We start from the raw sequence: 16,946 nt of genomic DNA on the forward strand, positions 1-16,946 counted from the left end.
TCCGGTACGCGTCCGCGGGATCCGCGCCGGGTCCCGTCACTGGCCGACACGCCCAGGCTGAAGTGTCTTGGCGAACAGCACCGTTCCGCCCTCGGCGCGCAGCCGCACCGTCAGCTCGCCGCTGTCGCCGTCGATGTCGACCTCCCCGAAATACTGCGGAGACTCCATCGGAGACACGTTCGCCCGTTGCGGCGCCCGCACGAAGACCCGGTCGGGACCGAACGTCCCGTCCAGCGCGTTCGCCGGAAATCCGCCGGCGGCCAGCGGCCCGGAGACGAACTCCCAGAACGGCGCAAAATCCTTGAAGGCGGCGCGCTCGGGCGCGTAGTGCTGGGCCGAGGTGTAGTGCACATCGGCGGTCAGCCACACCGTGCCCGTGATCCGGCGGTGCTTGATGTGCCGCAGCAGTTCGGCGATCTGCAGCTCGCGCCCCAGCGGTGCGCCGGGATCGCCCTGTGCCACGGCCTCGAAGTTCGCGGAGCCGTCCGGCACCACGAGACCGAGCGGCATGTCGGCGGCGATCACCTTCCACACCGCGTTCGACCGGTCCAGTTCCCGCTTCAGCCACGCGAGCTGCGCGGCACCGAGGATGCCCTCGCCCTCGTCCGCCCGCCGGTTCGGCGAGTTGGCGTCGCGGTAGGTGCGCATGTCCAGCACGAACACGTCGAGCAGCGGCCCGTGGCGGACCACCCGGTGCATACGCCCCTCGGTCCCGTGCCCGGAGGTGGAGAGCGTGCTGACGGGGAAGTACTCGGCGAACGCGCGCATCGAACGCCGCGCGAGGACGTCCACGTCCTTCTCGGTGTACCGGGCGTCGTCGAGGATCTGCCCCGGGTACCAGTTGTTGCGCACCTCGTGGTCGTCCCACTGCACGATCGTGGGCACCTGCGCGTTGAACCGGCGGACGTTCTCGTCGAGCAGGTTGTACCGGAAGTTGCCCCGGTACTCGTCGAGCGTCTCGGCGACCTTCGACTTCTCCTGTGTGACCACGTTGCGCCACACCCGCCCGTCCGGCAGCGTCACGCTCGGCACGAGCGGACCGTCGGCGTACACGGTGTCCCCGCTGCACAGGAAGAAGTCCGGGTCCAGACGGCGCATCTCCTCGTACGCCCGGTAGCCGCCGATGTCGGGGTTGATGCCCCAGCCCTGCCCGGCGATGTCGCCCGACCACAGGAACCGCACGCCGCGCCGGCGGTTCGCCGGCGCGGTACGGAACGTCCCGTACACCGCCTCGCCGGTACGGCGGTAATCGTCCGGATCGGCGAGCGTGACCCGGTAGTGCACCTGCCGGCCGGCGGGCAGGCCGCGCAAAGCCGTCGTCCCGGTGAAGTCGGTCCCCGGTCCGAGCAGCGGGCCGTCCCACCTGCGGGCGCGCCGGAACGAGCCGGTCGCCGACGTCTCCACGATCATCCGTGCGGGCCGGTCGGAACGCACCCACACCAGCCCGGAGGTGGCCGTGACGTCACCGGTCTGCACGCCCCAGGCCGCACGCGGCCGTCCGCTCAGCGCGAGCGCCGGAGCCGCGCCCACGGCGGGCAGCGCCAGCGCGGCGGAGGCGGCCACCGTGCCGCGCAGGACGGAACGGCGGGCGGGGGGAGAACTCTGCGGGGTCTGTGACATTGCTGCGCCTCCAGGCGGTTCGGCCGGTGTGCCGAGCCATGCCTAGCGTCAGGCCGCGTCCGTTGTGCGAACGGCGGGTGAACGACACGCCGCGCCCCCAGGAGCGTCGTGGCCGGGCCCGACGCGGGGCGTCGCGCCACGCCGCCCGGTCAGACCTGCCGCGCCGCCGGGTCCCGGCCCTCGCCCGCTGCGGCCGGCTCGGGCTCGAAGTCCCAGGAACCGCGCTTGAACGCGGGGCGGAAGTCGGGATGGTCCTCCCAGTGCCGGGCGATGCCCACCAGCTGGTCCCAGTGGTGCGCCAGCGTCTGGTCGACGACTCGCCTCAACTCCGCGTCGGCCGTGGCGCGCTGTTCGCAGACCCCCTGCACGGCCGCCGCGCTCCTGACGGCACCGAGCAGCGCACGCAGGGCACGCGAGGTGTCGTCCATGCCGAAGCCGTGCTCGCTGCCGTTCTCCGGATCGAAGAGAGGGCGGAGCCGGTCCTCGAGGAACGAGGTGATCTCCGAGAAGTGCTGCTGATCCATCACGGCTCCGTTTCCGTCCCGCCGCCGTCGGGCGGTCGGGGTGCTTCACTCGTCTCCCGCGCAGCCGCCTGCGTCTCGTGCCGCGCGGCGCAAGGTCATTCTCCATGCCGCGGGTGGCGTCCCGTCCATCACCGGCCGCCGGGCCGGTCGCCGAGGCCAGCGGCGTACGCAGTTCGTGCGAGGCGTTGCCGACGAACCGGCGCTGTGACCGGCATCAGGGGAGCCAACTGCTCCTCGTCGGGATGCCCGCCGCACGGGCGCGGGACCGGTCGCCGGCGGCATCTGCCGCACGGCGCCGGGCGGGCCGGCCGGTGGCCGGCGCCACCGGACGGGATCAGGCGCTGCCGTCGAGCAGCACGCGCGCCACGAGCGCCGGGTCGTCGCTCATCGGGACGTGCCCGCAGCCGGGCAGCCTGACGAGCCGGGCGCGGGGGATGACGTACTTGGCGCGCACGCCCTGGCGGCGCAGCAGCAGCCGGTCCTTGGTGCCCCAGGCGATGGTGACGGGAACGTCGCGGACGTCGTCGCCGAACAGCACACCGCCGCCGGCCGCGAGCGTCTGGTGGAATCCGGTCGCCCCGCGCAGGGCGCGCGTCTCCGCGACGGCTGCCTCGGGCGAACGGCGGCCGGGCCGCGCGTAGATGGTGCTCACCAGCGCCGTACGCCCCGCGGCCGACCGGGACAGCCGCTCGATCACCGGCAGCGGCAGTGAGCGTGCCCCCACCCGCATGGCCCGCAGGGTGGTGAAGGCGTAACGCCGCTCCGCCTCCGACCAGAAGCCGGCCGGGGAGAGCGCGGTCACCGAGCGGACCAGCTTCTCGCGGCCCAACTCGAGGGCGAGCAGCCCGCCGAGGGAGTTCCCGGCGACGTGGGGCCGCTCGACGCCGAGAGCCCTGCAGAAAGCGTCGAGCACCGTCGACACCGTCGCGAGATCGTAGGGGAGGCCGTCCGGCAGCGCGGGCGAGGCGCCGAAGCCCGGCAGGTCGACCGCGATCACGTCGCGGTCGGCGGCGAGTATGCCCATCACCGGCTCCCAGGCCTGCCAGTGGTGACCGATGCCGTGGAGCAGCAGCAGCGGCTCGCCGGCGCCCCTGCGCTCGTAGGTGACGGACAGCGTGCGGCTGCCCCTGGCGGTCTCGACGGAGAACGAGATCTCTGCGGCCATGACTGCACGCTCCCTGCGCTGGGGTAGACAGGCTGTCAGTAACAATTACCGCCCGGTAGCTTGGAGTTCAAGAGGCCGGCCGTGACGTACGCGTCCGGCTCGGGGCCGCGCCCGTGGCGGGGCCACCGAGGTCCCCGACAGCGGAGAGAGCGGATGCAGCCCGCGTCGCACCGGAACCTGCTGGACAGTCGGCCCGCCGTCGGCTGGGATTGACGGGTGGCAACAGACACCGTGACCGACCTCTTCGAAGAACACCGGCCCGTGCTGACCGGCGTGGCCTACCGCATGCTCGGCCGGATCGCCGACGCGGAGGACGTGGTGCAGGAGGCCTGGCTGCGCTGGTCGGCCGACCGGCGCGACGACGTGAAGGAGCCTCGCGGCTACCTCGTACGGATCACCACCCGCCTCGCGATCGACCGCCTGCGGCACGTGCAGTCCCGTCGGGAGTCGTACGTCGGACCGTGGCTGCCGGAGCCCATCGTCACCGACTTCGGTCCCTCGGTCCCCGACACGGCGGAACGGGCGGTGCTCGCCGAATCCGTGTCGCTCGCCGTCCTCGTCGTCCTCGAATCGCTCTCGCCGCTGGAGCGAGCCGTGTTCGTGCTCCGCGAGGCGTTCGGCTTCCCCTACGCCGAGATCGCCACCACGCTCGAGAAGTCGGAGGCGGCCGTACGCCAACTCGCCGGACGCGCGCGCAAGCACGTGGAGGAGCGCAAGCACCGGTTCGACGTGGATCCGGCCGAATGCCGCGACCTCACGGAGCGGTTCCTGTCCGCCGCCTCCGGGGGCGACCTGGAAGGGCTGCTCTCCATCCTCGCCCCGGACGTGCGGCTGGTCGGCGACAGCGGCGGCAAGTCCAAGGCGCCCCTTCGTGTCATGCAGAGCGCGGACAAGGTCGGACGCTTCCTCGTCGCCATCTCGCAGCAGTCGGTTCCGGACCCGGAGGTCCGCTTCGTCGAGGTCAACGGGGCGCCGGCGCTCCTCGTCCTGTCCGGGGGCAAGCCGGACAGCATCATGCAGGTGGAAGTGCTGGACGGCCGCATCCAATGCGTCTACATCGTCCGGAACCCCGACAAGCTCCTCGCCTTCGCCGGGCCCCGCACGGACTGAGGCCCCTTCTTCGCACGTCGGACCCCGTGGTCGTAATCCGGTCGCGGGGTCTTGCGCTGTCCGGCCGCGCTCAGTACGAAGGCCGCGTGAACGCTGTGCGAATCCGGGCCGCTGCGGAGCGTTACATCCGCATGATTGGTCTTGACCAAGGGGGAGGCCCGTCCTATGGTCGCAGGGATAGTGCAGGAACCTTTAATAAACAAGGGCGCGGAAAAGCCGCCGCTGACACGGCGATTGCGGAGGATCAGGGTGGGGACCACGCAGCTGGAAACGGTGCAGGAGCCCAAGTACTGGCACCTGAAGACCGTGCTTGCCGAAGCACTCGACACCGACTTCACCGTCGGCGAGATCCTGCCGAACGAACGCGACCTCGCCGCACGCTTCGGCGTCGCCCGCGCCACCCTCAGGCAGGCGCTCGAGCAGCTCGAGCTCGAAGGCCGCCTCCAGCGCCGCCGAGGCGTCGGCACGACCGTCGCCCCGCCGCGCGTGGGCGTCGACGTGACCACCTCGCGCCAGGACTGGCCCGGCACCGGCCACGACGCCTGGCAGGCGGCCGAGTGCACCGTGGCCGTGCCGTCGGCGGCCGTGGCCCGGCTGCTCGACACCGAGGCGGACGAAGAGGTGCACACCGTGCGCCGGCTGAGGGTGAACCACGGCCAGCCCGTCGCCGCCGAACTGCTCTACGTGCCGTCCTCGTCGGTGCCCGACCTCCCCGCCATCGAGGCGCCGTCCGGCCCGGCCCTCGCCCGCAGCGTCCTGCGCGAACTGCAGCGCCTCGACCTCGAGGGCCAGGACCGTGCCGTCGAGCTCGGCTCCGCGGGCGCCGTCGACGCCAGGGAACTGGACCGGCTGCCCGGAGCGCCCGTCCTCGTCGTCACCACCCGGTACTTCTCCGAGGGACGCACCGCAGCGGTCTCCGTCGCGACGTACCGCGCCGACACCTGCCGCCTCACCTTCGGCGACACCGGCGACGTCGAGATCAGCCACGAGGGTCAGCAGCGCCGCGCGTCCTGAGCCACCGGACCCGGGTCCGACTCCGCCCGCCCCGGTCCGCCGCGAACACGGCGACCGGGCGGGCAGCGTCCCCGCAACGCTCACACGCCCCTCGGCGGACCAGGGCCAGCCGCGCTGCTCACCGGCGGGCCGTCACCGTGCCCTCGACGGCGAAGAGCTGCTCCTCCACGTGGTCCAGCGCCAGCCGCAGCGCGCCGGTCGCCACCGCCGCCTCGCCCAGCATGGACAGCGCCACCCGCGGCGGCCGCAGGCAGTACCGCGCCAGCTCGTCGCGCAGCGGAGGCAGCACGCCGTCCAGTCCGGCGGCCCAGCCGCCGATCACGACCAGCTCCGGATCGAGAGCCAGCACCAGCGCCGCCACATCGTGCACCAGTCGCTTGTTGAACCGTTCGACGGCCGCCAGCGCGCCCTCGTCGCCGCTCTTGGCCAGGGCGAACACGTCGGCCACCGCCTGCTCGTCCAGCGGGTGCAGCGGCTCCCCGGTCGTCGACAGCAGCTTCTCCGGCGTCTCGTCGCGGCCCAGCAGGTGCAGCGCGCCGATCTCGCCCGCCGCCCCGCCGTAACCGCGGTGCAGCCGCCCGCCGATGAGCGATCCCGCACCGGGACTGAGGCCGGCGAGCACGAACACGATGTCGTCGGAGTCCGTCGCCGCGCCCTTCCAGTGCTCGGCCACCGCCGCCGCGTTGGCGTCGTTCTCCACCAGCACCGGACACCGGAACGACCTGCGCAGCCGCTCGCCCAGCGGAAGCCCCGTCCAGCCGGGCAGCGCCGTGGAGAGCCGTACGGTCCCGTCCGCCTCCACGATCCCCGGTGAGCCGACGCCCACCGCGCGCAGACCGCTCCGCGCCACACCGGTCCGCCGCAGCAGGTCGGCGACGACGGCCCGGACCCGCTCCAGCCGGTCGTCGGCACCGGCCCGTTCCGAGACGTCCCGCGAACCGGCCCCGATGATGCGCCCGTCGAGCCCCGAGAGCAGCGCGGCCACCCGGTGGGCCCCGATCTCGATGCCCAGCAGGTGCCCGGCCTCCGCACGGAACCTGAACCGCCGCGCCGGCCGCCCCTGTTTGCGTGCCTCGCCCTCCTCGGGAACGAACTCGACGACCAGCCCGGTCTCGATCAGGCCCTCGACCACACCCTCGACCGTGGGCCGCGACAGACCGGTGATCCGGGTCAGGTCGGTGAGCGTGGAGGAATCCGTGCCGCGCAAGGAATGGAGTACCACCGCGGAGTTGATCCGCCGCAGCAGCGACGGGTCCCCGCCGGTCAGCCGCCCCACGTGTGTCCTCCCAGTTCGTGCCCCGTGTTGGCCGGATCGTACTCGCTGCCGGCGGCGCGTCGCGTCACGGGAGGGGGACGGGGTGGTCGGAGGGCGGGTGACGGTGTGCCAACTGTCAGTGGCGGCAGGTTCAATGGAGGCATGACCACGGCACAGCACCTGGCCGCGATAGACCGGCTGCGCGGCCGGGCGTTCCCCACCCGGCGCGGCAGGTCGGAGCTCGGCGACAGCGGCCCCGGCTACCACCTGGCGGAGCTGCCCACGCCGGCGGACGGCGTGGACGCCACCGAGCGGGCGGAAGGCCGGTCGCGCGAGCCGTACGAGGCGGAGTGCGAGGCGCTGGTGGGGGCGCTGAGCAGCCGTTGGGGGGAGGGCCAGTGGTTCGCCCTGTGGTCGGTGTTCATCGGGACGATCTGCGGAGAGGCGGTCCCGCCGCCGTGGGGCGAGCTGAGCCACCGCGTCGAGGACCTGCACCTCTGGCGGGTCGAGGGCCATTGGATAGCCGTGGGCGTCTCACGCGCCGAAGGCGAGGACGAGCACCGGCTGATAGCGGTCGTCACGGACGTCGACCCGCCCTGAGGCGTTCGTCGCGGCGTGTCACCCCCGCACCGGGGAGAGCGGTGCGAGGGTGACGGCCGTTCAGCGGCCGACGGCGCAGGCGTCCCCGTTAAGCGTGAACCGAGGCGGCGGCGACGCGTCACCTGTGTGGTCGGCGAGGTAGCCCAGGGAGACGCTCGCACCGGGAGCGATGTCGGCGTTGTACGGTGCGTTGGCCGCCGCGATCGTGTTGCTTCCCTGGGTCAGGTCGGTGTTCCAGTCGGAGACCACACTCTGCCCGAGCGCCAGCGGGAACGCGAGGGTCCAGCCGCTCACCGCAGCGCTGCCGGTGTTGGTGACGGTGAGGTCGACCGTCGTTCCGGTGCCCCAGGTCCGCACGGTGCGGTCCACCCGGCAGGTGGGTTCCTCCCGCTGGAACGACACCCGGTGCAGGCCGCCGGGCAGGTCGTTGACCACGTAGAACTCGCCGTCGACGGTCGTGCCGATCGACGTCACCTGCGTCGGCATCTCCCCGATCTCGGCCTGTTCGTATCCGCCGCTGCCGTCGGGGCGCAGTGCCCAGACCGTGGACGAGCAGTAGTCGGTGGCGATGTAGGTGCCGCCGACCAGGTCCGCGTACTGCCGGCCCCGGTAGACATGGCCGCCGATGACCGAGCAGCCGCCGGTGTAAGGGGAGTACGTGAAGACCGGCTCGGTGTACGTCTCGCCGGGCGCGCAGTCGCCGCCTTCGAACTTCTCCAGACCCTCGGAGCAGGACCAGCCGAGGTTCAGCCCTCCACGCCCGGACGGGAGGTGGTCGACCTCCTCCCATCGGCCCTGGCCGACGTCGCCGATCCACAGGGAGCCGTCGGCCTGGTCGAAGGAGAACCGCCACGGGTTGCGCAGCCCGTACAGCCAGATCTCCTCACGGGCGCCGGGAGTGTCCACGAACGGGTTGTCGGCGGGGACGCAGTAGGGGAGCGGGCCGCAGGCACGGCTCACGTCGATGCGCAGGATCTTGCCCAACAGGGTGTCCAGCCGCTGGCCGGATGTGAAGGGGTCGCCGGAGCCGCCGCCGTCTCCGATGCTCCAGTACAGGTTGCCGTCGCGGCCGAACGCCAGTTGTCCGCCGTTGTGGTTGCTGTACTCGGCGTGTTCCTGGGCGAGCAGGACCTCGAGGCGGGACTCGTCGAGCCGGTAGCGGGCGAGCGTGACCGCGCCGTCGGGCAGCGCCGTGTACGCCAGATACAGGTCCTGGCTGTCGGCGAAGTCGGGCGGGAGGGCGATGCCGAGGAGGCCGCGCTCGTTGCCCGACTCGTCCACGGCCGAGGTGATGTCGAGGAGCGGGGTCCGGGACAGTCCCGTCTCCGGTTGGTAGACGCGGACGGTGCCGGACTTCTCGGTGATGAACAGCCGGCCCGTGCCGTCGTCGGGGGCGGCGATGGCGGTGGGCCGTCTCAGCCCGGAGGCCACCTGGGTGGTGGTCGTGCTCAGCGACGGCAGAGGCACGGCCGCGGCCCGCGTCGCCGCTGCCGTCCGGACCGGTGCGGTGTCCGCCGTCGTCCGGACCGGTGCGGTGTCCGCCGTCGTGGCGGGAGCGGCCGCGAAGGACGGGGGAGCGGCGGCGGGAAGAAGGGCGAAGGCGGTCAGCAGGAGGGTGAGCAGAAGGGGCCCTGCCCAGCGGCGTCTTGGCATGTCGGCAGCTCCAGTGACGAGGATGCTCGTTCCGGTCGGTGGGCAGTGGCCGTGCGGCGGCGGTCCCCGGTCCGGGGAACGCCGCGGCCGTGCGTGTGGGCGGTGGGGTCCCGCCGGACTGCACGGTGTCCGGCGGGACGGCTCGGGGACCGGTGGATCAGCGGAAGTTCACGTCACTGCACAGGAAGTAGGTCTGGTCCATGTGCGAGGCCTGCCAGACGGTGTAGACGACATGGCGACCGCTGTAGCCGGACGTGCTGACGGGGATCGAGTAGTTCTGGCTGGGTGCGTACTTGCCGGTGCGGGCGACCAGTTGGAGGTCGCTCCAGCGCAGGGGCTGGGTGGTGGGGTCGAAGCCCTGGCGCGAGACGTAGACCAGGAAGTAGTCCGCGCCGTGGCTGGCCTGGTCGTACAGCTTGACGGTGAAGTTCGAGCCGACGTCCGTGGTCTTCCACGCGCCCACGGTGTCCAGCGAGTTGTAGCGGCCGCTTTCGGTCCGGCCGCCGCTGCACAGCTGCCCGTCCGGGACGACCGCCTGGAAGTTGCCGCCGGATCCGTTGCGGTAGAGACCGTTCCAGTTCCACATGGCGTTCGGGTCGGCCTGCCACGCCTGCCAGCACATCGGGTCCTGCTGGGCCATGGCCGGATTCTGGAAGTCGCTGCCCCAGCGCAGCCAGCAGCCGTAGTTGCGCGATGCCGGGTCGACGACCGATCCGTGGGCGACGGCGGTGCCGCTCCAGGGGATCAGGCTGAGCAGCGCCGCGACGAGGGTCGTCAGGACGAGCGTCAGACGGCGTCGCATGTTGTGTTCATGACAATCCATGATCGCCTTCTTTCCGTGGGGGAATGCCGGATTCTTGGGGTTCCGACGGCGCGAGCGCTCCCGCACAAGTGTGGGAGCGCTCCCACAGCTCACAGGCTGCGCCTCGTGAAGCGGAGCGGCAACGTCTGATTGCGCCACTCTCGCGTCGCGTGGCGCGAAAGTGGCGCTCGGCGGGCGACGCCGTGCCCGGCGCGGCATGCGGCACGGGGTGATGCCCTCCCCCGCGGGGACGACCCTCAGGACAGACCGGCGGCCTGCCGCAGGCGGGCGAACTCCTCGGCCATCGTCTGCGCCGTCCAATGGGCGTTGAGCCCGCTGGGGTTGGGCAGCACCCACACCCGCGCGCCGCCGATCGTCCGTTCCTGCGGCCCGATCCGGGCGGCCCGGTCCCCGAACGCCGTGCGGTACGCGGTCACGCCCACCACCGCCAGCCACCGCGGCTCCAGCCGCTCCACCTTCGCGGCGAGCAGCCTGCCACCCTCGCGGAACTCCTCGGCGCTCAGCTCGTCGGCGCGGGCGGTCGTCCGCGCCACCACGTTGGTGATGCCGAGCCCGTACGTGAGGAGCTCGCGCTGCTCCGACGGCAGCAGCTGTCGCGGCGTGAAGCCGGAAAGGTGCAGCACCGGCCAGAACCGGTTGCCGGGGCGCGCGAAGTGGTGCCCGGTGGCACCCGACATCAGGCCCGGGTTGATGCCGCAGAACAGCACGGAAAGACCGTCCGCGACCACGTCCTCGACGACGCGGTCGCGGGCGGCCTCCAGCTCTGCCGGGGTGGGGCGGGTCAGAGGATCGCGCCCGGGGTGTAGGCGGCGGCCTCCGGGTGCTGCTTGGCGATCTCCTCGATCCTGGAGACCACGGCGGTCACCTGGTCGCCGGCGGCACCGGTGAACGACAGCTTGTCCGCCATCAGTTCGTCCAGCTGCGCGCGGTCCAGCGGGATGCGCTCGTCGGCGGCCAGCTTGTCCAGGAGCTCGTTGCGCTCCGCACCCTGCTCGCGCATCGCGAGCGCGGAGGCGACCGCGTTCTCCTTGATCGCCTCGTGCGCCACCTCACGGCCGACACCGGCACGCACCGCGCCCATGAGGACCTTCGTGGTCGCCAGGAACGGCAGGTAGCGGTCCAGCTCACGGGCGACGACCGCCGGGAACGCGCCGAACTCGTCGAGCACCGTCAGGAACGTCTCCAGCAGCCCGTCGAGCGCGAAGAACGCGTCGGGCAGCGCCACCCTGCGGACCACGGAGCAGGACACGTCGCCCTCGTTCCACTGGTCGCCGGCGAGCTCGCCGGTCATCGAGGCGTAACCCCGCAGGATGACCATCAGGCCGTTGACGCGCTCGCAGGAGCGGGTGTTCATCTTGTGCGGCATCGCGGACGAGCCGACCTGGCCCGGCTTGAAACCCTCGGTGACCAGCTCGTGGCCGGCCATCAGGCGGATCGTCTTGGCCACGGAGGAAGGTGCGGCGGCCAGCTGCACCAGCGCGGACACGACGTCGTAGTCCAGCGAACGGGGGTAGACCTGGCCCACCGAGGTGAACGCGTGGCCGAAGCCCAGGTGGGCGGCGATGCGCTGCTCCAGCTCGGCCAGCTTCGCCGCGTCACCGCCCAGCAGGTCGAGCATGTCCTGCGCGGTGCCGACGGGGCCCTTGATGCCGCGCAGCGGGTAGCGGCCCAGCAGGTCCTCGAGACGCCCGTGGGCGACGAGCAGCTCGTCGGCGGCCGTCGCGAACCGCTTGCCGAGCGTGGTGGCCTGGGCGGCGACGTTGTGGGAGCGGCCGGCCATGACCAGCTCCGCGTACTCGCCGGAGAGCTTGCCCAGTCGCGCGAGCACCGCGACCGTGCGGTCACGCATCAGCTCGAGCGAGAGCCGGACCTGCAGCTGCTCGACGTTCTCCGTGAGGTCACGGGAGGTCATGCCCTTGTGGACGTGCTCGTGGCCGGCGAGGGCGTTGAACTCCTCGATCCGGGCCTTCACGTCGTGGCGGGTCACCTTCTCGCGCTCGGCGATCGACGCCAGGTCGACCTGGTCGAGCACCCGCTCGTAGTCGGCCAGCGCGGCGTCCGGTACCTCGATCCCGAGGTCCTTCTGCGCGCGCAGCACGGCCAGCCAGAGCTGACGCTCCAGCTTCACCTTCTGCTCGGGGGACCAGAGCACGGCGAGCTGCGCGGAGGCGTAGCGGCCGGCAAGAACATTGGGGATGCGAGGCTTCGCAGACACAGCAGTCACGTGAGCAGATTCTACTGTGGGTTTGCGCAGCTCAGCGCCCCGCCCATGGTTGTAGCTTGCTACGAGGGCGTCACGCGCCGGCCGACGGCGGCCGGTAGGGCTCGTAAGGCAGCAGGTCGGGCCGCTTCGCGGGACGGCCGTCGCCTGAGGAGCGCCCGGTCAGCCGCCGGCCGATCCACGGCCCCAGGTGCCGGCGGGCGAACTGCGCGTCGGCGACCCGCCGCGCTGCCCAGCTCGACCGGAGCGCCGGGGGAAGGGGTGACTGCCAGTCGTCCTCGGCCTCCAGGCCGAGCGACTGCCAGACCGCTTCCGCGACCCTGCGGTGCCCCTCGGCCGTCAGATGCAACCGGTCCGCGTCCCACATCCGCTGATCGCCGAGGGCGGCGGAGCCGTAGAGGTCGACGACGAGCGCGCCGTGCCGTGCCGCGAGCGCGTCGACATGCGCGAACAGCTCCTCCATCCGCGGGCGGAACCGCTCCATCACCGGGCCCTGGCGGCCGGGGCTGCGCATCAGCACCAACTGCCTGCACGACGGCGCGAGCTTCTCCACCGCCTCCTCCAGGAGGTCGCGCACCCGCACCATGTCGCACTTGGGCCGCAGGGTGTCGTTGAGTCCGCCGACGAGGGTGATCACATCGGCGTTCATCGAGGCGGCGACGTCGACCTGCTCGGCGACGATCTGTCCGATCAGCTTGCCGCGCACCGCGAGGTTCGCGTAGCGGAAGCCGGGCGTACGGGCCGCCAGCCGGCCCGCGAGGACGTCCGCCCAGCCGCGGTAGGAGCCGTCCGGCAGCAGATCGGACATGCCCTCCGTGAACGAGTCACCGACCGCGACATAGCTGGTGTAGTTGGCACTGATCTCCATGGCGCAGCGATCCTACCGTGCGGTAGGGTCCGTCGGTTCCGTATCCGGAGGGGAGCTTTCGTGAGTGACGCGCTGCTCAACGGGCTGGCCGAAGCGCTGGCCGAAGTGGTGACCCTGATCGACACCTGCGACGACGACGTGCTCGACCCGGACACCGCGGTGAAGTGGCTCGAATCCACCGCGTTCCTGCTGGACAGGCTCCCTCCCGCGGACCGCCGTGAGCTCGCGGAACGCGTACGCGCGGCGGCCGGACGTCACCCGGAGGGCGGCTGGCGCGACAGTCTGCTCCGGGTGCCCGACAGCTTCGGTCTCGACGACGACCAGCACGAGCGGTACTGCGAGTCCATCGCGCACGTCGTGGCCGACTTCACAGCGGCGGTACGGGACGCGGACCCGGCGACGCCCGTCTCCACCTGTCCCGGATGGACCCTGGCCGATCTGGTCGAGCACCACGGCACGACGCACCGCTGGGCGGAACACGTCGTGCGCACACGGGCCACCGAGCCCGTCCTGGCGCGCGAGGTGCCCCTCGACCTGCCGGACGATCCGTCGGCGTACCCGCAGTGGCTGGCCCGCGGCGCCGAGTCCTGCCTGCGCACGCTGCGCACGGTCGACCCGGACCTGCCGATGTGGTCCTACGGCGCCGACCAGCGGGTCGCCTTCTACCCGCGGCGGCTGCTCTTCGAGGCGGTGATCCACTGCGCCGACGCGCAACTGGCGCTCGGGCAGGAGCCCCGCGTCGAGCCGGGCACGGCGGCGGACGGCATCGCGGAGTTCCTGGAGAACCTGCCCCGCCGCACGCGGACGACCGAGCGGCAGGCGCCCCTCGCCGGCGGCTCGGTCCGGCTCCTCGCCAGGGACACCGGCGCGGCGTGGACGATCACCTTCGGCGCGGCGGGCTTCTCGTGGACGGCCACCGCGGAAGCGGCCGACGTGACGGTCACGGCCGACGTCGCCGACCTCCTGCTCCTGCTCTACGGCCGCCGCCGACCGGAAGCGGACCGCTTCACGGTCCGTGGCGGCACCGCGGTCCTGGACGCGTGGCTGAGCACCACGGCGACGTAGTCCCTGGCTTGTTCCCCGGCCCCCTGCGGCCTGACGACCCCATATCCCCGAACCCGGCCCGGGTTCGGGGACCCGAACCGGGGCAGGGCCGGGCCGGACCCCGTACGGCCACGCCGTACCTGCGGCCGGCCGGGGACCGGCCCCGCGCTGCTCGAAGCGCGCCGGGTCCCGGCCTGACCCGTGTGGTCCCTGACCTCCCGGTCCGGGGTGGTGGAGGGCCTGGGGTCGTGCTGTCGGTGTTGCCCTGCGGTCGGCTGGGGGACCGAGCCGTACTTTTCGAATCGGCCAAGTCCCGGACCGGGCCGGGGGACCGGCCCCGCGCTTCTCGCATGGCGGCGAGTCCCCGACGCGGGCCGGGCGGGGCCTCCGGCCCGAGGCGGCGCAGGATCGCCGCCGCGCGGCTCCCGCCTCGACCCGCCGTGGCGGATCAGGCCCCGCCGGCGCACGGACTCCCGGGCAATGCCGGCGGGGCACCGGCCCCGCCGGCTATCGAGACGCGGGGGTTCGGGGACAGAGTCCCCGGGATCACCACCGTCACCCCGGCCTGCCCACCAGCTCCCGCAGGATGTCCTCCATCGTGACCAGGCCCTCCGGCCGGCCGTTCTCGTCGAGGACGGCCGCCAGGTGGGTACGGCTGCGGCGCATCGCCGTGAGGACGTCGTCGAGCGGGGTCGTCGCCCGGACCCGGGCGATCGGCCGCATCGCCGACACAGGGAACGCCACGTCCCTGGGTGCCGCGTCCAGGGCGTCCTTCACATGGAGGTAGCCGAGGATGCGCCGTCCCGTGTCCACCACCGGGAAGCGGGAGAAGCCCGACTCGGCGGACAGCCGCTCCAGCTGTTCCGGCGTCGTGCCCGCCTGGGCGTACACCACGCGCTCGATCGGCATGACCACGTCGCGCACGGGCCGGCGGCCGAGTTCGAGCGCGTCCCGCAGACGTTCCGCGGAGCGGTCGTCGAGCAGGCCGGCCTCGCCCGCGTCCTGCACCAGGTTCGCCAGCTCGTCGTCGGAGAAGGTGGCGGTCACCTCGTTCTTCGTCTCGACCCGCAGCAGCTTGAGCAGAGTGTTCGCGAAGGCGTTGACCATGACGATGACCGGATGCAGGCCGCGCGCCAGCGCCACCAGCGGCGGGCCCAGCCACAGCGCGCTGCGCACCGGCTCCGCCAGCGCGATGTTCTTCGGCACCATCTCGCCGAGCAGCATGTGGAGGTACGTCGCGAGCGACAGGGCGATGACGAACGAGATCGGGTGCACCGCGCCGTGCGGCACGCCCACCGCGTCGAAGACCGGCTCGAGCAGGTGCGCGATGGCCGGCTCGGCGACGATGCCGAGGACCAGCGTGCACAGCGTGATGCCCAGCTGGGCGGCGGCCATCAGGTCCGAGACGTGCTGCAGGCCCCACAGGACGCTGCGCGCCCGGCGGTTGCCCGCCTGCGCCTCGGGTTCGATCTGACTGCGGCGGACGGAGATCAGCGCGAACTCCGCGCCGACGAAGAAGGCGTTGACGACCAGCGTCAGGAAGCCGATGAAGAGCTGGATCGCGATCATCGTCCGGCCTCCTGGATCTCGTCGGCCGCTTCCGCGGCCACCGGCGGCGCGTGCATCAGTACCCGTGCCGCGCGTCGTCCGGAAGCGTCGACGACGTCGAGCTGCCATCCGTCCATGTCGATGCGGTCACCCTCGGAGGGGATGCGCCCCAGCTCCGTGGCGACCACTCCGGCGAGCGTCTCGTAGGGGCCGTCAGGGACCTGGAGGCCGATGGCCGCCAGCTGGTCGGTGCGCGCGGCGCCGTCGGCGGACCACAGGGCCCGTCCGTCGGCGTCCTCGCCCGCGGGCGCCAGGTCGGGCGTCTCGTGCGGGTCGTGCTCGTCGCGGACCTCGCCGACGACCTCCTCGACGATGTCCTCCATCGTCACGACGCCGGCCGTGCCGCCGTACTCGTCTATGACGACGGCCATGGTGGACCTGCCCTGGAGCCGGTCGAGCAGCCGGTCGACGGTCAGTGACTCGGGCACGAGGACCGGTTCCCGCAGCAGTTCGGAGACGCGCAGCCGCCGGCGCTGTTCCGCGGGCACGGCCAGCACGTCCTTGATGTGGGCGATGCCGACGACGGTGTCGAGGTTGCCCCGGTAGACGGGGAAGCGGGACAGGCCGGTGGCCCGGGTCGCGTTGGCGACGTCCTCGGCAGTGGCCTGCACCTCCAGAGCCGTGACCTGCACCCGGGGGGTCATCACGTTCTCCGCGGTGAGTTCGCCGAGGCCGAGGGTGCGGACGAACAGCTCCGCGGTGTCCGCCTCGAGCGCGCCCTCCTTGGCCGAGTGACGGGCCAGCGCGACGAGCTCCTTGGGGCTGCGCGCGGAGGCGAGCTCTTCTGTCGGCTCCATGCCCAGCCGCATCACCAGGCGGTTGGCGGTGTTGTTGAGATGGGCGATCAGGGGCCGGAACGCGGCGGTGAAGATCCGCTGCGGTGTGGCGACCACCTTGGCCACGGCAAGCGGGGAGGAGATGGCCCAGTTCTTCGGGACGAGCTCGCCGACGACCATCAGGACGACGGTCGACAGGGCCGTACCGATGACCAGCGCGGCGGACGACGCCACGGAAGGGGAGAAGCCGAGGTCCTCGACCGGGCCGCGGATGATCGCGGCGATCGACGGCTCGGCGAGCATGCCGACGACCAGGTTGGTGACGGTGATGCCGAGCTGTGCGCCGGAGAGCTGGAACGTGAGGCTGCGGACGGCCTTGAGCGCCCCGGCCGCGCCTCGTTCACCCCGCTCGGCCGCTCGTTCGAGATCGCTGCGCTCGACCGTCGTGAGGGAGAACTCGGCTGCGACGAAGGCTCCGCACGCGACGGAGAGCAGCAGCGCCACGGCGAGCAGAAGCACTTCGGTCATCGGTTCACCTCCATCCCATGATCCGGCAGGGGGAGAAGGTTGGCGCGATGTCGGCTACTAGGAGGCTCGCCCATGGGCGGACGCTCACACCTTTCGTACGGGAAGTGGACAGTGCACCCATGGTAAAGGACCGGCAA

The 16,946-nt window shown here is 72.2% G+C and carries 15 protein-coding genes; 4 read left to right on the plus strand and 11 right to left on the minus strand.

Annotated elements, in window-relative coordinates; translation table 11 throughout:
- Positions 1–36: 36 nt before the first annotated feature.
- From SPRI_RS31155 to SPRI_RS31165, 3 genes are all read right to left on the minus strand, one after another.
- Positions 37–1,620 carry an alkaline phosphatase D family protein gene (locus SPRI_RS31155; RefSeq protein WP_005320301.1) on the minus strand — a complete coding sequence of 528 codons (1,584 nt, stop codon included), beginning with the start codon at positions 1,618–1,620 and terminating at the stop codon, positions 37–39.
- Between the two features lie 149 nt (positions 1,621–1,769).
- The gene (locus SPRI_RS31160; RefSeq protein WP_037775324.1) at positions 1,770–2,144 is read right to left on the minus strand and encodes a hypothetical protein; all 375 of its coding nucleotides are present in this window, start codon (positions 2,142–2,144) and stop codon (positions 1,770–1,772) included.
- Between the two features lie 334 nt (positions 2,145–2,478).
- Entirely contained in the window at positions 2,479–3,309 is an 831-nt protein-coding gene (locus SPRI_RS31165) for an alpha/beta fold hydrolase (protein WP_037775325.1), read from the minus strand.
- Positions 3,310–3,525: 216 nt separating this feature from the next.
- Between SPRI_RS31165 and SPRI_RS31170 the strand changes: the two genes are divergently transcribed.
- Together SPRI_RS31170 and SPRI_RS31175 are read left to right on the plus strand one after the other, a co-directional pair.
- Positions 3,526–4,419, plus strand: coding sequence for an RNA polymerase sigma-70 factor (locus SPRI_RS31170; protein ID WP_037775326.1), 894 nt, complete (start codon positions 3,526–3,528; stop codon positions 4,417–4,419).
- Positions 4,420–4,668: 249 nt separating this feature from the next.
- Positions 4,669–5,433, plus strand: a complete 765-nt coding sequence (locus tag SPRI_RS31175; protein ID WP_005320307.1) for a GntR family transcriptional regulator — start codon at positions 4,669–4,671, stop codon at positions 5,431–5,433.
- Between the two features lie 118 nt (positions 5,434–5,551).
- Here SPRI_RS31175 and SPRI_RS31180 read toward each other — a convergent pair whose 3' ends face one another.
- Positions 5,552–6,709: an ROK family transcriptional regulator gene (locus tag SPRI_RS31180; protein ID WP_005320309.1), complete on the minus strand. Its 1,158-nt coding sequence runs from the start codon at positions 6,707–6,709 to the stop codon at positions 5,552–5,554.
- Between the two features lie 141 nt (positions 6,710–6,850).
- Between SPRI_RS31180 and SPRI_RS31185 the strand changes: the two genes are divergently transcribed.
- Complete coding sequence (locus tag SPRI_RS31185) at positions 6,851–7,288, plus strand: hypothetical protein (protein WP_005320310.1); 438 nt, start codon at positions 6,851–6,853, stop codon at positions 7,286–7,288.
- A 60-nt stretch (positions 7,289–7,348) separates the two neighbouring features.
- On the opposite strand, the gene SPRI_RS31190 is transcribed toward SPRI_RS31185, so the two are convergent.
- The 5 genes from SPRI_RS31190 to SPRI_RS31210 form a co-directional block, all read right to left on the minus strand.
- Positions 7,349–8,941, minus strand: a complete 1,593-nt coding sequence (locus SPRI_RS31190) for a PQQ-dependent sugar dehydrogenase (RefSeq protein WP_053557545.1) — start codon at positions 8,939–8,941, stop codon at positions 7,349–7,351.
- A gap of 157 nt (positions 8,942–9,098) precedes the next feature.
- Complete coding sequence (locus SPRI_RS31195; RefSeq protein ID WP_005320312.1) at positions 9,099–9,764, minus strand: lytic polysaccharide monooxygenase auxiliary activity family 9 protein; 666 nt, start codon at positions 9,762–9,764, stop codon at positions 9,099–9,101.
- Between the two features lie 236 nt (positions 9,765–10,000).
- Positions 10,001–10,549: a G/U mismatch-specific DNA glycosylase gene (mug, locus tag SPRI_RS31200; RefSeq protein WP_078535405.1), complete on the minus strand. Its 549-nt coding sequence runs from the start codon at positions 10,547–10,549 to the stop codon at positions 10,001–10,003.
- The gene (purB, locus tag SPRI_RS31205; protein ID WP_005320314.1) at positions 10,546–11,988 is read right to left on the minus strand and encodes an adenylosuccinate lyase; all 1,443 of its coding nucleotides are present in this window, start codon (positions 11,986–11,988) and stop codon (positions 10,546–10,548) included. The genes mug and purB overlap by 4 nt, the downstream gene beginning before the upstream one ends.
- A 70-nt stretch (positions 11,989–12,058) precedes the next feature.
- Positions 12,059–12,853, minus strand: a complete 795-nt coding sequence (locus SPRI_RS31210; protein WP_005320315.1) for an SGNH/GDSL hydrolase family protein — start codon at positions 12,851–12,853, stop codon at positions 12,059–12,061.
- Positions 12,854–12,913: 60 nt separating this feature from the next.
- Between SPRI_RS31210 and SPRI_RS31215 the strand changes: the two genes are divergently transcribed.
- Entirely contained in the window at positions 12,914–13,918 is a 1,005-nt protein-coding gene (locus SPRI_RS31215; RefSeq protein ID WP_078535407.1) for a maleylpyruvate isomerase family mycothiol-dependent enzyme, read from the plus strand.
- A 534-nt stretch (positions 13,919–14,452) separates the two neighbouring features.
- On the opposite strand, the gene SPRI_RS31220 is transcribed toward SPRI_RS31215, so the two are convergent.
- Positions 14,453–15,466, minus strand: a complete 1,014-nt coding sequence (locus SPRI_RS31220) for a hemolysin family protein (protein ID WP_005320319.1) — start codon at positions 15,464–15,466, stop codon at positions 14,453–14,455.
- Complete coding sequence (locus SPRI_RS31225; protein ID WP_037775330.1) at positions 15,463–16,809, minus strand: hemolysin family protein; 1,347 nt, start codon at positions 16,807–16,809, stop codon at positions 15,463–15,465. Before SPRI_RS31225 ends, SPRI_RS31220 begins: the two co-directional genes overlap by 4 nt.
- Positions 16,810–16,946 lie beyond the last annotated feature (137 nt).

Origin of the sequence: Streptomyces pristinaespiralis, assembly GCF_001278075.1 — a bacterium.
Classification (GTDB): domain Bacteria; phylum Actinomycetota; class Actinomycetes; order Streptomycetales; family Streptomycetaceae; genus Streptomyces; species Streptomyces pristinaespiralis.